A 16,896-nucleotide genomic window follows, 5' to 3' on the forward strand; every position below is an offset into this window, starting at 1 on the left:
GGACACCCTTGCACTTGGCTAGTGGTTCGCATATCCCAACGTCCACAGTGAACTTTCATCACCTAGTTGACGGACATGCCCGGCACACCTAAAAACCCCCTGGCAGATTGGCCACCAGAGAGTTTCGCACAAAATTGTTTACTTATTTGGCATTGCTTTTCTTCCATATGTCATAAAGCGCCATACCTTTTCAAATGGCCCCATTTTAAAGAATTTGAACCAGATAACACTAATAATAATTTGAATGACAAAAGTGAGGGTTGCAATGATCACTACATCAGAAGGCGAAACAACTTTAAGCCCCATTAAAGAAATAATAGCTAGACCAATAAAGCTTTGAGCCAAATAGTTTGTAAATGCCATTTGACCAACCCGTCCAATTGGTTGAAGAAGCTTCGCGATGCTCTTATTCTCCAACATAACAAATAAACAAGTTAAATAAAAATACGTTGTCGGAATTACCCCTAAACCAATAATTAATTGTAGATTTTGATCTTCCCCTTGAGCTGCAAACCAAATCCAAAGAGAGATGCCTACAAAGAATGGGAATGTCACAAATTGTATCCACTTTATTTGTTTTGAGTATTCACTAATATGACTAATCCAATCAGCCTTTGCTGCTAAAAAACCAGTTAAAAACATGATAAAAATAGTAATTGCATCATTTCCTAATATACCAAAAACCGTTGAAAAGACTTCTTGATTTGGCATAAATAGTTGTCCGAGAATGCAAAGGACATGAACAGTAATAATAGCAAATAGCCATTTACTAATTGTTGAAATCTTTGCATTATAGAAAGGTATGAGGAAAAAACCTATTACTGCATAGTAAGCAAGGATTGAGCCCCAGAAAATAAAAATATGGACAATGCCGATTAATAATAAAGCTAGTAAACGTCTAGCAAAGCGCCATCTGGGCTTATCGCCACGCGCTTCTGCACGTGAAGCAAAAATATAAAAACCTACACCAAAGAGGAATGAAAAAATCGAAAAGAATTTCTTCTCAATAAAAATATCAATAAGCGTATCAATAATACCATTAATTCCACTATAGTCAGGCATCGGTCCTCCCTCTACTATCATCTGGTAGGCCGCTACATTTATAAACAAAATGCCAAATAACGCTAGCCCACGAATAATATCTAAGGAAACGATTCTTTCTTTTTGAGTAACGGATGGATTCATTCTTAAAAACTCCTTATCTTTCATACTTTACTGCGCTATGACTATCATAGCCTTCCATCCTTACAGTAGTTTTTTGAAAAGCTTACAGTAACCTTACATTTATAGAATTGTTTCATCAGTTAATGCTTTTTTCACTTACATTAGTTTTTAATCCCCTTCTACAAGCAAATATTTCATATTTTATAGTATCAATTATTTCTTTTAAAAAGGAGAATAGATAATGTACAGACACCGCAGATTTGGTTTTTGCTACCCTGGTTATAAATACTGTGGACCAGGATGTTCAGGACCAGGTAGACCTATCAATGCTGTAGATTCATGCTGCAAATTACACGACGAATGTTATGCTCGATATGGTAGATCAAGATATTGCGATGAAATGTTCCAAAACTGCTTACGACCACAAATGAACGCTAAGAGTAAAATGGCTAGAGATGCTAGATTGTTTTACAATATCTTTGAAATGCGCAATGGGTTCTTTTAAATAATAAAGAAAGCTCACGATGTTATTTTTTTATTAACAGTCAAGTTATAAGCTGAAACTGTTTTAAATAGTGAATTCTTATTTAATGTCACACATTATATGTATATATTAAAAGGATAGAAGAGCTTAAATAAATTCGCTCTATCTATCCTCTTTTTTACCAGAAATGATCCTATTTACTACAACAACTAATTTATTCGTTAATCAATCTAATGTTGCGGTAATTCAAAAGGAGCTTATATCAATTATTAAATGTACATTAAAGTCTATTTCTTAAACCTCAAAGTAATAAAAGATATAAGTTGTTTTCTAAAAGATTGTTGCTCTTCAATTAACGGAGCAGGTTAATTGAAGAAGGAATTAAAAACTTATGTCTTCAAAGGAACATCTTTGACGCAAAGATTAAAGGCAAATCCATAGAAGGTTTCCTGAATAATTTTAAAATTTTTGAACGAAATGAAGCATCGCTCCGTCTAATGGGGGAAGGAGGCGAAAAGGATGGAATTTGAAATCGTGCAGCGTGCTATTCGTGGGGATCATCAAGCGATACTTTCACTTATTGAAATGGATGAAGATATTTTATATGGCATGGCTTTTACATATCTAAAAAATGAGCAAGACGCTTTAGACGTGATGCAGGACCTAGTTTACAAGGCACTGAAAAAAATGCATACCGTTAAACAGCACGAATATGCCAGAACATGGCTCGTGCGTGTCTTAATCAATTGTTGTAAAGACCATTTACGAAAACGTCAACCAACCGTTTCAATTCAGGAACATCACCAAGTTGAATGGGTCATCTACTCTGATATGGAGCGGTTATTGGAACATTTATCCTTGTCGGAGCAGCAACTCGTCTATATGAAATATTTTCAGCAACTAAAAAACAAAGAAATTGCCGAGCTAAATCAAATTCCGGAGGGTACTGTAAAGTCTAAGCTTCATCACATACTAAAGAAGCTTAGAAACTTTGCTGGAGAAAAGGAGGACTGGCTATGAGTAAACTACCGATTGACGTTCCAAAGGAGAAACTTCAACAAGTTCGGATGGATATGTTTCGTAAAGTTCAACGAGAAAAAAGAGCAAAGAAGCGCATTGTTTCGGTTGCAATAGCCTTTTTGTTTTGCTTAAGCCTTTTATTTTCAATTCGTGTTTCTCCTACGATTGCTAGCCATGTTGCAAAAATACCAGGCTTTCAAGCAATTGTATCTGCGGTTGTAAGAGATAAAGGGATAAAAGATATTGTGGACAATGACTACTATGAAGAAATCAATGTAACGCAGTCTAAAAATGGCCTATCGCTTACATTGCAAGGCGTGATTGCAGATAATTCAGGATTAGTACTTTACTATGACGCCGATGCCTCATTTGATATTTCGGAATTACACTTGGAGGGAGTTCAATTGTTCCAAGGGGACGAAGAAATTAAAGGGGGTTCATTTACAAGCAATCAATCAAGTCAAACACGCATCTCTTCTTCAGTAGATTATAGTTTTTCTGAGCCTTTCGCTTATACATCAAAGGATTTTAAAGCGGTTTTTCATTTTTATGAAAAAGATAAGGGGAACATTGAAATTTCGATTCCGTTTTCACTACAAAATGAAATCGCTAAGGAGAAAACTTTTACTGCGAATCGTACTGTAAATGTCGATGGTCAAAAATTTACGATTACAAAAATTCGTCGTTCTCCATTAAGAATGGCTATCGATTTTGAATTAGATGAAGCGAATACGATGCAAATTTTATCGCTTGAAAATATTGCGGTCGAGATGGAAAATGGGGAGCGAAGAGAAGAAGGCGTTAAAAATGGCTTGTTTATAGGTAGAAATATTCGCGACGGCAAATTCACACTAAATTTACAAAGTAACTATTTCCATGATTCAGATTCACTCAAAATATTAATTGGAGCTGTTCATGCCGTTCCAAAGGGCGAGGATTTTATCGAAGTTGATTTTGGCACAAAAGAAGTACTCATGAAGCCCGATTATTTGGATTGGGATATTTCTGTAACGCAACAAGGTGTATCAGTTGCTGCAAAGAAATGGGATGATAGAAGTCGACATTCGTTTCTAAATAGTGCTGTAAAAGCAGATGGCACGCCGTTAGAATATACAGGTGGCTCGTACTCAGATGATGAGCAGTACCTATATGCGACGGAGAACTTTGAAAATTATGATGGCAAAGCAAAAATATATTTAAACTATTACTTCAATCCTATTGGAAAAAATATTGAACTGAATATTCCATTGAAATAAAGTAAAGATGTTCAAAAAGGCTCTTCTTTTTGAACATCTTATTATTTTTTCCATACCTGTGGTAATATTTCTGTATTGACTCCAGGTAAAGCCTACCGAATAACATGCTACTAGGTTATCTTGATTACAGTTTGTGCTGAAGCTATCGCGATTGGAAATGCAATTTCAAACGGAGAAAGATACTTTGATACAATTTTCGTTTATGATTCTCGACTATAATTTAATATAATGTGTGTCATTAAAGACAACCTCTTGATATTGCTGTTTTATAATACATTCACTTGTCTTTAATTACATAGTAACACCGTGAGCTTTCTTAATGAGTCAAGATTTTATATAAACTGCATATTTTTGCGGATTAGCAAAGCCGAGCTTAGTACCTAAATGATAGGATGCGTGATTTTGAATATCGCAATCCCAACAAGGCTGTATATCATTTAAAAGGCAATAATCAATGAATCCCTCTGCAATGAAGCTTGCTAATCCTTTTCCTCTATAATTCGGATTAGTTACTATATCAATCTCTGCGAATTGATGTGATTTAAAAATAGAGACAACTTCGCTAATAACCTTGTCTCCATGCTGCAGACAAAAACCAAAGCCATTTTCTAGGAAATTATTAGTAGAATCCCAGTATTCCTCATAATATTGATTGTTAAATTCTAAACAATGCTCAATTTGATGTTGCTTGATTTTAATGAATTCGTAGTCAAGCAGTTCTCGTCTTTCTCTATCGTTATAAGCATTTATAACAAAGGTAAAAGTGTATCTTTCTAGTTTTTTCACATGACCATCTAATCGTTGTTCAATTTTTGTGTTCCAATCATCTGAGTAAGAAAACAATGTAAAACGTTTACTTTGTTCAATTGATTTTTGGAGTAAAGATCCAAGATTACTTACGATTTGCTCGCTAGAAGAATCGCCATAAACATAGTATATTCCCGATTTGGTTTGAAATAGTAGTGAATGGAAGCTTTCATTGTCGGCATAGACAGTGCCTTCTATTACCTGATCTAGTATGCTATAGACAAATGTTGGCGCCCTTTCTATAGTGTCTTTTATAATCGAATAATTCTCGGCCGTTACCTTGATCATTATCATTCCCTCTATTCTTTTGATATATCTTCATGCATTATAGCATTTATAGAAATTACTAGAACTATTGTTTAATATTGAATTATTGTATAATAGGTATATAAAATTTGAAGGGACTGAATTATGCGCAGATAGCAATATTTTTCATCCAAACTTAATTAAAAACTTGGAGGTAAAAGTATTGATAGAACAAATTTACACAAAAAGATTATATTTAAGAAAAATGATGATGGCTGATGCACATAGTTTATTTAATATTTGGTCAGACCCCGAAGTTACAAAATTTATGAATATCACCAATTTTACTCATGAAGAACAAGCAAAGGAAATGATTGAGCTTTTTGATGAATTAACTGAGGAGCGCAAAGCTATTCGCTTTACCATTATTGAGAAGGAATCAAATGAGATAATCGGCTCTTGTGGATTCAATTCATTTGACTTAGTTAACGCCTCAGCAGAAATTGGCTATGATCTTGCTAAAGCTTATTGGGGGAAAGGCTATGCGCCAGAAAGTATTTCGGCTTTGATTGATTATGCTTTCACCACTTTAAACATAAATAAAATTGAAGCAAAAATTGAGCCTGGTAATAGTAATTCTATAAAAGTAGTAGAGAAATTGAATTTTACTTTTGAAGGAACATTTCAAGAATATGAAGAATCAAAAGAATCTTTTTATGACATTAATATTTATTCTTTAAAAATAAATTGATGTAAAAATTATAATAGCCAAGAATGTTACCTATGAACATTCTTGGCTACCTTCATTTCTGTTACTTAATCGGAATCCAAATTTCAGAATAAAAATCAGGACTAAATGGATCTTCTTCTGAGTACGTATGTACAAATAAGATAGGATGTTAAAGTCCCCTATTCTTTTTAATAAAATATAAAGAGTATAGAGACCGTTAGAAAAGACAGACTCTATACTCCCTCTCAAGTTTAAAATATATTCAATAAATCTAATGGCTTTTCGATGATATAGTCATACTCCTCCGGCTTACCAAAACCATATGAAGCAAAAACAAATGGAATTCCTGCAAACTTTGCAGAAAGCATATCCCCCTCTGTATCTCCCACATATACAGCGTTTTTTATATGATTTCTTTCCTTAATTAATTGTATATTTTCTCCCTTTGACAAGCCTGTACGCCCCGGATTTTCAAAGTCGAGAAAATATTTGTCTAGTTTATGAAATGCATAAAATGCTTCAATGTAGCCCTTCTGACAATTGCTCACAATGAACAAGCGGAATTTTTTTGAAAGAGCTAGTAAAGTTTCTTCTAACTGCGGATATAAGATACCGCCATTACGTAATAAATCATCTTGCTCTTGCTGGCAGCATGCTAAAATAAGCTCCATCTGCTTTTCTTCATCAAGATAATCAAATAATACAGCGGCTATTTCTTTAATTTGTAACCCCATCGATTTAGATAAATCTTCTTCGGTTATCTTTCCTTTACCGAAAGGAGACGCCTGAACTACCTGCGTCCATGATTGTGCTACTGTTTTTCTCGAATCCCAAAGTGTCCCATCCAAATCGAAAATAATGCTATCTATGTCCATATGCAACCTCCTTCATTACATTATACAAAATAAGGATATTTAGAAACGCGAAAATTTCTCTTAAGGAGGAGGATTTTAGTTATGAGATACGGTGTTCACTACGTTGGACCACACTATATAAAGCATCATCACTACAAAAAAATGGATTTGGTAAACTAATCGTTTACCAAATCCATTTTATCTTTATTGAATCGGAATCCAAATTTCAGAGTATGAATCAGGGCTATATGCATCTTCATCAGGGTAAACCTCTAGTTCAGCTGTTCCTGCTGCTTTATATGGATTGGATGGGAACCACTCTGAATAAATTTGTTTCCAAGTATTTTGCATAGCTTCTGGCATAGGACCATGCACTTCAAACACAACCCACTTCGATGCAGGTATTTCTGTCGCAAATAGATTTTCTTCCCCATCCCCTACATGATCCGTAGCAATCCAGTAATCAATGAAACCATTTTGCCCTTGGTTTGTATTTGGTACACAAACACCTAGCACCCCTTTGATGCTTCCGTTATTTAATTGGATAAGTTGATGATCGAAGTTTTTCGAATTCATCTCATCCCAAAATTGAGGAATGCCTTGCAAGTTCTCACCATTTTGACAATTATATGTTCTTTTTACCCCTACCACTTGAAACTTTTCTTTTTCTACGATTTTATACTTCATTGGTTCTGCTCCCTTCAGGCTTACCTGGATAACCAGGCGATTGTATGATTGTAGCTGTCCTTGCTTCTTTCTTGCTTCACTAGGCGTTAGGTTATGCTGCTTACGAAATGCCTTTGTGAAAGCTTCAGGAGAGTCGTAGCCATATTTGTAGGCGAGATCGATTACTTTTTGCTCTGTATTTATTAACTCCTGTGCAGCTAATGTTAACCTTCTACGTCTTATATAATCTGCAATAGACATATCCGTTAAAATCGAGAAAGTCCGTTGAAAATGAAAGACCGAAGAATTTACCTCTCGTGCAATTTGCTCCATTGTGATGTCATCTAATAAATGCTCTTCGATATAATTTATTGCTTTTTGAATCGACTCAATCCAACTCAAGTGCTCTCACTCCTTGTTTATAGTTTAAAACATCAAAATTAGTTATTCCTGTCTTTTTATGCTAACTTCGGACAGGTTAAAATGAAAGCTTTATTTTTATCGGCACATTACCATAGCGTGGGGTTGATTTCCGTTCCGACTTGGCGCTTTCCTGGGGGCGTCCGATGAGCCGCTTCACTCGCGCTGCTCGCTCCTGGGTCTCGGGCCAACACGATGTTGGTCACGAAGGCGTTATCACAGGATGTGATGGTTTAGCCTTCGTTCCTCTATTGCTGATCCCCAAGGAGTCGCCAAGTCTCCACTCCAATCAACCTATATACATAGAATTAACAAACGTCATACCCATTTTTAGATATTATAAGTTAAAATTAGCATAAATGGAAAATTAGATTGGAGGTTTTGATATTGGTTAAATGGCAAGGGGCTGCAGGAATTTGCTTAAATGAAGATAATCAATTATTAATGGTTTTGCAAGGTGCTAAAGAGGAAGTAAAAACATGGGCAGTACCATCGGGCGGAAAAGAAGCTACTGAGAATTTTGAGGCTTGTTGTATCCGCGAAGTGTATGAAGAAACAGGATTTGTAGTAGACATTGTCAGAGAAGTGTTACATAAAAATAATGATGTAGTAGAAGTTCGTTATTTCGAAACAATCATTAAGGGTGGACAAATGATGATACATGATCCTGATGAATTGATCTATGAAATTGCGTGGAAATCAAAAGATGAATTACTCGATTTAACATTAACCTTTCCTGAAGATAGACAATTTCTTTTATCATTATTGACTTAGGATTGATGGTTGCAGGAAGATACCTATGAAAATAAATAATGAGAAGCTTAGACTTAGTGCTTGGCATTACCTCGATCGCGGATATTTATCTTTCTTCCGCGGGTAAACTCTTAGATTATGATTATTTCATTTTTACTTTTTCAACGGCCGCTTCATATATCAATGCATTATCGATTTTAATATATTGATTTTTCGCTGCCTTACAATAGCCTTCTTGTTCTAGAAAATCCTTTAGCTCAGATTTCTTCGCAAATATTTTTTCAATGACATTCTGCTCCACTTCAGATTCATCTGTTCTTTTAGCAATTGATACCCAATATATTTTCGACAAGTTATTTCCCCCTCTGGATCAATCATTTATAAATAATTAAAGCTGAATGTATAACTGTATGTTCCCCTATATATAACGTATTGTATTTAATATCAACTATTAAATACTCGCTTAAATCCAATAGAGCGTTATTAATATCATGTTCAAATTGTACAATATCATTATTTTGGATTGTAACTACTTGAGTTGCTTGCGTCATACATTTTCCCCCTTTTCTTCTAATCATAGATTAATAGGAAGTATTTGTCACAAAATATTTTCGGTAGTAGCTGGGAACGCAATAGGAGTAGATAGACCACGAGAATATTATACGGAATATTCGGTAATATATGCTTCAAATTCCTTTTTAAACATAAGATGATTGGAGCGAAGCTGAGCAACTTCTTAGGTTCAACATTAATATGAAACCCTCGAGTTCGTTTTAAAGGTGTTGCAACTAAGTATCTTGATAATTATCTTACTTGGTTCTTATTTGTCGATAGTCGTAGTAATGAACGTACAAAACACAATTTACAACTTTTGTGTTCGAAATGACAGATACTTTTGAAAGTCTTCGTCTGTCTAAATTTAATGTTTAGCTGGTTCTGCTAAAGAAGAAGTTTTAGTATGGATGTAAAAGTAACAGCAGAAGTATATAGATTAGGGATTTTAATAGGTCTTTATACTGTTCAGGATGTGATTAAATGGGCTGATAATGTTATTGAATGCCTTGATAATCCACCATATGAAGTAATTGAAATATCATTGTCTTCACAGGATAAACCCATTGATGTCTGTTCGAAATTAAAATTGTTCAAAGGAGGTTTAAATAATGAAGACCTTCCTTCTAAGATATTACTCGGACTGCTGAACGAATATTTTCTTTCAACCAACAACGTATCAGACGTTTTTTCAATGTTATTTCGATTAAGTGACCATTTACAGTTAGAAGAAAGTAATGAGTGGATAGAGGTTGAAATGAATTACTTATCGGATGCTTTTTATTTAGCAGACCAAAATATATATGGTGATTTGAAAGAAGTGGGTAACAATTTAAAGAATTATTTATCTCAGTTCGAAGATTATTCAAAATATTTATCCATATAGTGGCATTTATGAACTACATTAAGTTGAAATATGATCGGGGAACCCTTTCCCTAAAATTCATTTGAAAAACAACATTAAACATTAACACAGCCTATAAAAATATCGTAGTTCAAATGGAGAGATTCAATTGAAAATTATAGAGAGAACAATAATACTATCATGTGCAGCTATATTCCTATTCATTGTTTTTAAAGCCGTATATAATGGTGTACAGTCAAATAGATCTTTGATCAAACCCCAAAGTTCAAATTATTATCAAATAATCGATAAGGATTTTAATAAAACAGTAGACGTACCTTTTACTAATATTACCTCATATAGGGGGAATGCTGACTATATTTATATGAGCGTAGATCAAGAGAGTCCTTCTCTTGATAATAAAATTGTTCAATATAATCGCAAGACTCAAAAATACAAAACTATATTTAACACCAAATTCAAAATGCCATCAGTTCAAGGGGTAGAATTAAATGATAATTGGTTATTGTGGGTAGATGCCGATGAAAGTGGGTGGCAGCTAAATCCATATTTTATGAATTTAAAGAAGCAAGAAATTCACCCCTTGACGAAAGAAAATGAAGAAAATGTTTTTAATGATTTTCCTGTATTAATTGGGGACTACGCAGCTTGGATAAAAATGGACAAAAAAAGTGAAAAAGCGGAAGTTATGCTTAAGAATCTCAAAACAGACGAAACAATAAGTATATTTAATTTAAATAGCGTTACATTCAGGAATATGTTTTTGTCTGCAAAGGATGGAAAAATATTATTTACTGATGAAAAAGATCATTTTGGATACCTCTATTTGTATGATGTGAAAAGTAAAGAAATAAAAGAATTTAAGAGTTCATTTGAATTTATTGGTTGGGCACGGCTACTAAATGATCAACAATGGGTTTACCTAACATTTGACGACCCTTCTGAACCTTCAACTGGTGATGGTAAGCTAATTTTTTATGACGCTTCGACCAATCATACGCAAGAAGTTGTTTCGGATATTGATTCGGTAAGTGAACTTAACACTGATTTTAATAATCAAGTATTTTTATATTTCAATGATAATGGATACTATAAAAAATTTAAGATAAAGGATCATCTATTAGTTGAGGATGGTTTGTTAGAATTACATTATTTCTTTAGATTTTCAGCTGAAAATGATATTTATATCTATGACCAAGAACTCCCAAATAAAAAATACAAATTAATTATCCAAAGTGAACTCCCTAACTAAAAATGGCTATCCCAATTAATGAAAAATTGGGATAGCCTTCTTCTTTGACACTCAATTCATCATATTTTAGATCAAAAAAGTGTCGGAGCACTAATGCCCCAACACTCTCCTTTTAATACATTTTCAAATATTCTTCCCGCTCCCAGTTATGGACACGCGTGCGGTATTTATTCCATTCTATTTCTTTAGCAGCCGTGAATTTTTCAAAGATATGGTCTCCAAGCGCTTCACGAACGATATGATCCATTTCTAGTTCAAGGAGTGCGTATTCCAATGACGATGGGAGGCTGTCAATACTGTTCAATTCACGTTCAGCTCGTGACATTTTATAAATATTGCGATCTACTGCATCCGGTGGTGTGAGATCTTTGCGAATGCCATCGAGCCCAGATGCTAAAATAACGGCCATCGCTAAATAAGGATTTGCTGCTGGATCGACAGAACGAAGCTCGATACGTGTTGATAGTCCTCTTGAAGCTGGAATTCGAATAAGTGGTGAACGGTTTTGTGCAGACCATGCCACATAGCAAGGTGCCTCATAGCCAGGCACTAATCGTTTATAGGAATTAACAAGTGGGTTCGTGACAGCTGTAAAACCGTGTACATGTTTTAATATTCCTGCCATAAAGCTACGTGCTGTTTGGCTTAATTGCAATTCTGCGCTCTCATCATAAAACGCATTGTTATCCCCTTCAAATAACGATAAGTTGAAATGCATACCAGAACCGTTAACACCAAATAGTGGCTTTGGCATAAAGGTTGCATGTAGTCCATGCTGTGCAGCTATCGTTTTTACAACAAGCTTAAACGTTTGAATATTATCACATGCTTCGATCGCACTTGCATATTTAAAGTCGATTTCATGTTGACCAGGTGCAACCTCATGATGTGATGCCTCAATTTCAAAGCCCATTTCTTCTAACTCTAATACGATATCACGTCGACAGTTCTCCCCTAAGTCAGTTGGGGCTAAGTCGAAGTACCCACCGCTATCATTTAACTCGAGTGTTGGATGCCCTTTTTCATCTAGCTTAAATAAGAAAAATTCTGGCTCTGGTCCTAAATTAAATGAGCTAAACCCTAACTCCTCCATCTCCTTTAAAACCCTCTTCAGATTGGAGCGTGGATCACCTTCAAATGGTGTACCATCTGGTCTATCAATATCACAGATCAAACGAGCCACTTTACCTTTTTCAGCAGTCCAAGGAAAAATGACGAATGTATCACGGTCAGGACGCAAATACATATCTGATTCTTCAATACGTACAAAACCTTCAATTGATGAACCATCAAACATAATTTTATTATCCAATGCTTTTTCTAATTGGCTAACTGGTACTTCAACGTTTTTTATTGTTCCTAATATATCAGTAAATTGTAGGCGAATAAATTTCACATTTTCTTCCTTAACACGACGTTTAATATCTTCTTTTGCATAACGTTTCATTTTTCACCACTCCAATGTCATTTTAATTAACACAATCCTTTTGTATCTGTTTTTAAAATACATTAAAAGGATGAAAAACACAATATCTATGTAAGGTTTTATTACATGCATTTTTTCGAATATACTTATCTTTTTTTCAGATGGATAGAGTCCCCCTCCCTTTCTGCTTATCATTTACGGTCTTTAGACTCATCATACGGTAGTTTAGTTAAAAAATTTTTGACTTTATTACTTGAAGCAAGAACTTTTTTTCCATATTTTATATCACATTAGTCTTGTATAATGTCATATTTATTGGTAAATTTATAGCAAATTAGAATTTTTATATTATTCATCAGATAAGTAAATATGGCGTATATATAATAGTCGGAAATTATTATATCAATTTTGCCTTGGCGTAATTTCGTCCGAGGCTTTATCTTCTGTTAAAGATACATAAGGCGGTGAATGTAAGAAGCATGTCAGTATTAGTTATTGGCAGCGTAAGCAATGATGTGTTGCGTCTGCAAAAATATTTTCATCGTATCGACATCAAAAATATTCATTGCTTTACAACAACTGACGCAGCAATGAATTATTTATCAGATTCTTTGAAAGAAGAGCTGGAATTAATTATTCTCGATGCAAAAATGACGCTTAAAAATTGCGAGAACATTTGTCAACAAATTGACGAACTAAAAAACTGGATTGATGCCCCTATTCTCCTTTCTACTACTTATGAAAAAAGCATTACAATTGATAGGGTTTTTGAAGCCGGGATTTTCGACTTTATTTTAAAACCATTTGATTTTACTCAGTTTAAAACTCGGATTCAGGTGGCCCTTAAATATCAAAAGGAAACCAAGCTACGAAAGCAACAAGAAAGTATTATTCAAAAAGATTTAATTATCGCGAAGAAATTCCAAAAAAACGCACTATCTCCTCCATTGAATCTTGAGCATATTCAGATCGATGGGCTTTATGTTACATCCAACACATTAGGAGGTGACATGTACTGCTGGTTTAAGATTAATGAACATTTAACTGCCATTCTTCTTTACGACGCAATGGGACATGGCATTGCCGCATCACTCGTCACAATGTCCATTAGATCTTTGTTAAAAGGAATGATTACGAAATTAATCGATCCAGTTTTCGTAATTCGAGAACTTAACCGCCAAATTTACGAGCTATTTTCTGATGAAGATATGGACCGTTTTTTAATGACGGCTATCTACATACTCATTGATACGAAAAACGGAACTGCACACTATGTTAATGCGGCTCATCCATCTGGTTTCTTATTTGGAAAATACGGAGAGACGGTGTTCCTCCCAGCAAATACACCTATTTTAGGGCTATTCCCAACCATTCCTATCAATAAAAAAACGATACCTTTATCCGGATGGCATCGCATAATACTTTATACGGATGGATTATTGACAATAAATGAGCAACATGTTGTTGATATGGACTTTTTCCATTCCTATGCTTCACATGGTAATGGCTATGCCTTGCAAAAATTTTCCCAAAAGTACGATTTATCCGATAATTTTTACAACGATGATATAACAGTAGTTTCAATAACAATTACATTACAGGGTCGGTGATTGATGATGGAATTCATACTCAATGTAAATCCTGATACACAAGCTATAGCTTATGTAGATCAAGTTATAGAGAATTATACAAATGTATATAATTTACCTTTTAAAAGAGAATTACGATTTGTCGTACATGAATTAGTTATAAATGCCGTGGAAGCTGTGAAGAAGAATGATCCATATTCCGAAAAGGCTATTCAAGTACACGTATCTCATTCTAATGAAGAAATTAAAATAACAGTTACTGATGAAGCGAAAGGAATCGCTGAAAAGGATTGGGATAAGGCTCTACAATTTGATTTAAACGAACTGGATTATTCAGATCGTGGGCGAGGTTTATTTTTTGTTAAAAATATGGTCGATCATATTTGGTTTGAAAATATTTCTGAAACGAAATTTTTAGTTGGTATTTCAAAAAAGATTCATGTATAAAGTAAACGTAAAATTGGAGGAGTTTTCATGAAGCTGTCAATCCGAAAAAAAATGAGCCTGTTAATATTCGGGTGTATTTTGCTACTCACTACACTTTTAGCAGGAATAAATTTTTATGTTGCCAAAAAAAATCTTTTAGAAAGCGCAAATACAAAGCTCTTATCAGATATTCAATTGGGCTATGAATATTTAGATGCTAAATTCCCTGGAGAATGGTCCATTAAAAACAATCAATTGTATAAAGGTGACGTCAAAATGGTAGACAATTTTGAGGTAGCTGATAAAGTGGGAGAGCTAACAAACGGAAATGTCGTCTCAATCTTCCAAAACGATACTCGTATTAGTACAAATATAGTCGAGAATGGAGAACGCGCATTAAATACAAAAGTTTCTGATGAAGTTGCGAAAGTTGTGTTAGGAGAAAAAAAACGTTTTATCGGATCAGCAAATGTCTTAGGTAGTATGCACCAAGGAGCCTATGACCCCATTTTAAATAGCCAAGGAGATGTTATTGGCGTATGGGCAACAGCTGTACCTACCGCTCCTTATATAAGCATTGCTACAAAGTCTGCACTGGAAAATGTAGCGATTTCCTTAGGAATTGCCATATTAATAATCGCTGGGATTAGTTGGTTTTTACAGCGACAAATCATCAGACCTATTAATATTTTAAGTACAAATGCTAAAGAGTTAGCTGATTTAAATTTAAATGTTAAGTTATTAAACCCTAAAAGTAAAGATGAGATTGCTGTTTTAGCAAATGCCTTTAGTGATATGAAAAATCGCTTAACAGAGACGATGACAATCGTAGCTGGTAGTGCTAACCAAATAGCTAACTCATCACACTCATTAGCAGAATCATCACACCAAACAAGTGAGGCTTCTAGCCAAATTGCACTTACGATGAATGAAATTGCAGTTGGCACTACGACTCAATCTGATCAGGCTGAACAAATAGTGTCAATGATGCAAAAAACACTTGAAGAAGTATCGAGCAGTTTACAAAAGGCCGAGAACACGTTAAATAGCGCTATAGATTCGACCAAAATTGCACGTAAAGGTGAAGAGGCTATTAATGAGGCTATTAAACATTTAAGCGACGTCACGCAAACAGTGTCTTATGCGACAGATTCTATCCAAAAACTCGGTAAACGCTCTGAAGAAATTGGTGGCATTATTACCGTTATTACTGGTATTGCAGAGCAAACAAATCTACTGGCCCTCAATGCAGCCATCGAAGCAGCACGGGCTGGTGAGCAAGGAAAAGGGTTTGCCGTTGTTGCATCAGAGGTACGCCAGCTAGCCGAACAATCAAGCTTAGCATCAGGACAAATTACAAATCTCATTAATGATATCCAGGCTGAAACTTCTGTGACAGTTCGCACAATGGAAAGTAATTTACTAGCTGTAGAGGAGCAAGTAACAATTATCAATAAAGGAGGAACGGCTTTAAAGGAAATTGTTGAAAAGGTTGAAGAAACAGAAAAAGGCGTTGAGCAAATGAAGGCTGCATTTACGCATGTAAACAATAACTCATTAGGTGTTCAACAAGCCATTCAAGATATTTCCCGTATTATCGAAGACTCCGCAGCAGCAACAGAGGAAATTGCCGCAACATCGGAAGAACAATATGCAACCGTTGCAGAAATTACTCAAAGTTCAGATGAGTTAGCATCAATTGCTGATAAATTACAAAATGAAGTCAATAAATTCAAGTTTTAATTTCTTTCAGCAATTATTTTCTGTAGCGAAAGCGAAGCGTCAGCTACAGATGTCTTTTGTACCGAAAGCGTAGCAACAAGTACAGATGTTTTATGTAACGTAAGTGAAACGGCAGTTACAAATGTCTTTTGTTTGATTTTCTCTAAAGAATCAGAATTCCCTAACATGAAAAAGAAAATGGAGGCACAATAGTATGAATCAGAAAAAAATCGCGATGGATATCGACACAAAGGCTGATTATATTTTGATTGCGTTTACTGGCGATTTAGAATACGGGATGATTGAAGAGATAAAAAAAGAGCTTCAATCATTAAGCTTGGAAACAAAGCATGGATACATTATCGATACGCACAAGGTTACAAACATTGATAGTACCGGCTTTGGCATGATCGTCAATTTCGCAAAGAAAGTATCTGTAAAAGAAAAGAAAATCGCCATTATTGTCGTCGATGATTTCATTCGCAACTTGTTTGCTATTTCGCAAGTCGATAAAGTATTCCCTATTACGAAAAGCGAAGAGAAAGCGAGACAGATCATTAAAGAAGGCTGGCTAGGTGAGCTATCACTTAGCGAATATTAACCTATTGTTGCCCCCATCATTATAAAAAAATAGGTTGCATTCCAATTAAACGGAACGCAACCT

General features: G+C 34.8%; 18 protein-coding genes and 1 pseudogene. 12 read left to right on the top strand and 7 right to left on the bottom strand.

Translation table 11 applies throughout. From position 1 onward, the window contains the following. Positions 1-138: 138 nt before the first annotated feature. Positions 139-1,185: a DUF418 domain-containing protein gene (locus ABH968_RS17585; RefSeq protein ID WP_370046006.1), complete on the bottom strand. Its 1,047-nt coding sequence runs from the start codon at positions 1,183-1,185 to the stop codon at positions 139-141. 220 nt (positions 1,186-1,405) lie between these two features. Between ABH968_RS17585 and ABH968_RS17590 the strand changes: the two genes are divergently transcribed. From ABH968_RS17590 to ABH968_RS17600, 3 genes are all read left to right on the top strand, one after another. After that, positions 1,406-1,669, top strand: a complete 264-nt coding sequence (locus ABH968_RS17590; RefSeq protein WP_370046008.1) for a Parvovirus coat protein VP1-like protein — start codon at positions 1,406-1,408, stop codon at positions 1,667-1,669. A gap of 498 nt (positions 1,670-2,167) precedes the next feature. Further along, on the top strand, positions 2,168-2,668 hold the full coding sequence (locus ABH968_RS17595; protein WP_370046010.1) for a sigma-70 family RNA polymerase sigma factor: 501 nt from the start codon (positions 2,168-2,170) through the stop codon (positions 2,666-2,668). Beyond that, a complete protein-coding gene (locus ABH968_RS17600; RefSeq protein WP_370046012.1) occupies positions 2,665-3,924 on the top strand; it encodes a DUF4179 domain-containing protein in 1,260 nt (419 codons plus the stop codon). The genes ABH968_RS17595 and ABH968_RS17600 overlap by 4 nt, the downstream gene beginning before the upstream one ends. A gap of 324 nt (positions 3,925-4,248) precedes the next feature. Here ABH968_RS17600 and ABH968_RS17605 read toward each other — a convergent pair whose 3' ends face one another. Then, complete coding sequence (locus ABH968_RS17605) at positions 4,249-5,019, bottom strand: GNAT family N-acetyltransferase (protein WP_370046014.1); 771 nt, start codon at positions 5,017-5,019, stop codon at positions 4,249-4,251. A 181-nt stretch (positions 5,020-5,200) separates the two neighbouring features. On the opposite strand from ABH968_RS17605, the gene ABH968_RS17610 reads away from it, so the two are divergent. Continuing rightward, positions 5,201-5,728 carry a GNAT family N-acetyltransferase gene (locus tag ABH968_RS17610; RefSeq protein WP_370046016.1) on the top strand — a complete coding sequence of 176 codons (528 nt, stop codon included), beginning with the start codon at positions 5,201-5,203 and terminating at the stop codon, positions 5,726-5,728. A gap of 230 nt (positions 5,729-5,958) precedes the next feature. Here ABH968_RS17610 and ABH968_RS17615 read toward each other — a convergent pair whose 3' ends face one another. Both ABH968_RS17615 and ABH968_RS17620 read right to left on the bottom strand, forming a co-directional pair. Then, a complete protein-coding gene (locus tag ABH968_RS17615) occupies positions 5,959-6,582 on the bottom strand; it encodes an HAD family hydrolase (RefSeq protein WP_370046018.1) in 624 nt (207 codons plus the stop codon). Between the two features lie 183 nt (positions 6,583-6,765). Further along, positions 6,766-7,629 (bottom strand): AraC family transcriptional regulator, encoded by an 864-nt coding sequence (locus tag ABH968_RS17620; RefSeq protein WP_370046020.1) that lies wholly within the window; start codon positions 7,627-7,629, stop codon positions 6,766-6,768. Positions 7,630-8,028: 399 nt separating this feature from the next. On the opposite strand from ABH968_RS17620, the gene ABH968_RS17625 reads away from it, so the two are divergent. After that, entirely contained in the window at positions 8,029-8,421 is a 393-nt protein-coding gene (locus tag ABH968_RS17625) for an NUDIX hydrolase (RefSeq protein ID WP_370046022.1), read from the top strand. 121 nt (positions 8,422-8,542) lie between these two features. Here the strand turns inward: ABH968_RS17625 and ABH968_RS17630 are convergent, their stop codons facing one another. Together ABH968_RS17630 and ABH968_RS17635 are read right to left on the bottom strand one after the other, a co-directional pair. Beyond that, on the bottom strand, positions 8,543-8,752 hold the full coding sequence (locus ABH968_RS17630) for a hypothetical protein (RefSeq protein WP_370046024.1): 210 nt from the start codon (positions 8,750-8,752) through the stop codon (positions 8,543-8,545). Positions 8,753-8,774: 22 nt separating this feature from the next. Continuing rightward, positions 8,775-8,951 carry a sporulation protein Cse60 gene (locus ABH968_RS17635; RefSeq protein WP_156304561.1) on the bottom strand — a complete coding sequence of 59 codons (177 nt, stop codon included), beginning with the start codon at positions 8,949-8,951 and terminating at the stop codon, positions 8,775-8,777. A 218-nt stretch (positions 8,952-9,169) separates the two neighbouring features. On the opposite strand from ABH968_RS17635, the pseudogene ABH968_RS17640 reads away from it, so the two are divergent. From ABH968_RS17640 to ABH968_RS17650, 3 genes and pseudogenes are all read left to right on the top strand, one after another. Next, a pseudogene (locus ABH968_RS17640) lies at positions 9,170-9,330 on the top strand (IS1595 family transposase); the annotation flags it as partial. A 28-nt stretch (positions 9,331-9,358) separates the two neighbouring features. After that, positions 9,359-9,838, top strand: coding sequence for a hypothetical protein (locus ABH968_RS17645; RefSeq protein WP_370046026.1), 480 nt, complete (start codon positions 9,359-9,361; stop codon positions 9,836-9,838). A 127-nt stretch (positions 9,839-9,965) separates the two neighbouring features. Further along, positions 9,966-11,069 (top strand): hypothetical protein, encoded by a 1,104-nt coding sequence (locus tag ABH968_RS17650; protein WP_370046027.1) that lies wholly within the window; start codon positions 9,966-9,968, stop codon positions 11,067-11,069. A gap of 112 nt (positions 11,070-11,181) precedes the next feature. Here the strand turns inward: ABH968_RS17650 and glnA are convergent, their stop codons facing one another. Continuing rightward, positions 11,182-12,516 (bottom strand): type I glutamate--ammonia ligase, encoded by a 1,335-nt coding sequence (gene glnA, locus ABH968_RS17655; protein WP_370046029.1) that lies wholly within the window; start codon positions 12,514-12,516, stop codon positions 11,182-11,184. A gap of 458 nt (positions 12,517-12,974) precedes the next feature. On the opposite strand from glnA, the gene ABH968_RS17660 reads away from it, so the two are divergent. From ABH968_RS17660 to ABH968_RS17675, 4 genes are all read left to right on the top strand, one after another. Next, positions 12,975-14,105 (top strand): SpoIIE family protein phosphatase, encoded by a 1,131-nt coding sequence (locus tag ABH968_RS17660; RefSeq protein WP_370046031.1) that lies wholly within the window; start codon positions 12,975-12,977, stop codon positions 14,103-14,105. Between the two features lie 3 nt (positions 14,106-14,108). Continuing rightward, positions 14,109-14,531, top strand: a complete 423-nt coding sequence (locus ABH968_RS17665; RefSeq protein WP_370046032.1) for an ATP-binding protein — start codon at positions 14,109-14,111, stop codon at positions 14,529-14,531. A 27-nt stretch (positions 14,532-14,558) separates the two neighbouring features. Further along, positions 14,559-16,253 carry a methyl-accepting chemotaxis protein gene (locus ABH968_RS17670; protein WP_370046034.1) on the top strand — a complete coding sequence of 565 codons (1,695 nt, stop codon included), beginning with the start codon at positions 14,559-14,561 and terminating at the stop codon, positions 16,251-16,253. 193 nt (positions 16,254-16,446) lie between these two features. Further along, on the top strand, positions 16,447-16,833 hold the full coding sequence (locus tag ABH968_RS17675) for an STAS domain-containing protein (protein WP_370046035.1): 387 nt from the start codon (positions 16,447-16,449) through the stop codon (positions 16,831-16,833). Positions 16,834-16,896 lie beyond the last annotated feature (63 nt).

This window comes from Lysinibacillus sp. RC79, from assembly GCF_041262405.1.
Classification (GTDB): Bacteria; Bacillota; Bacilli; order Bacillales_A; family Planococcaceae; genus Lysinibacillus.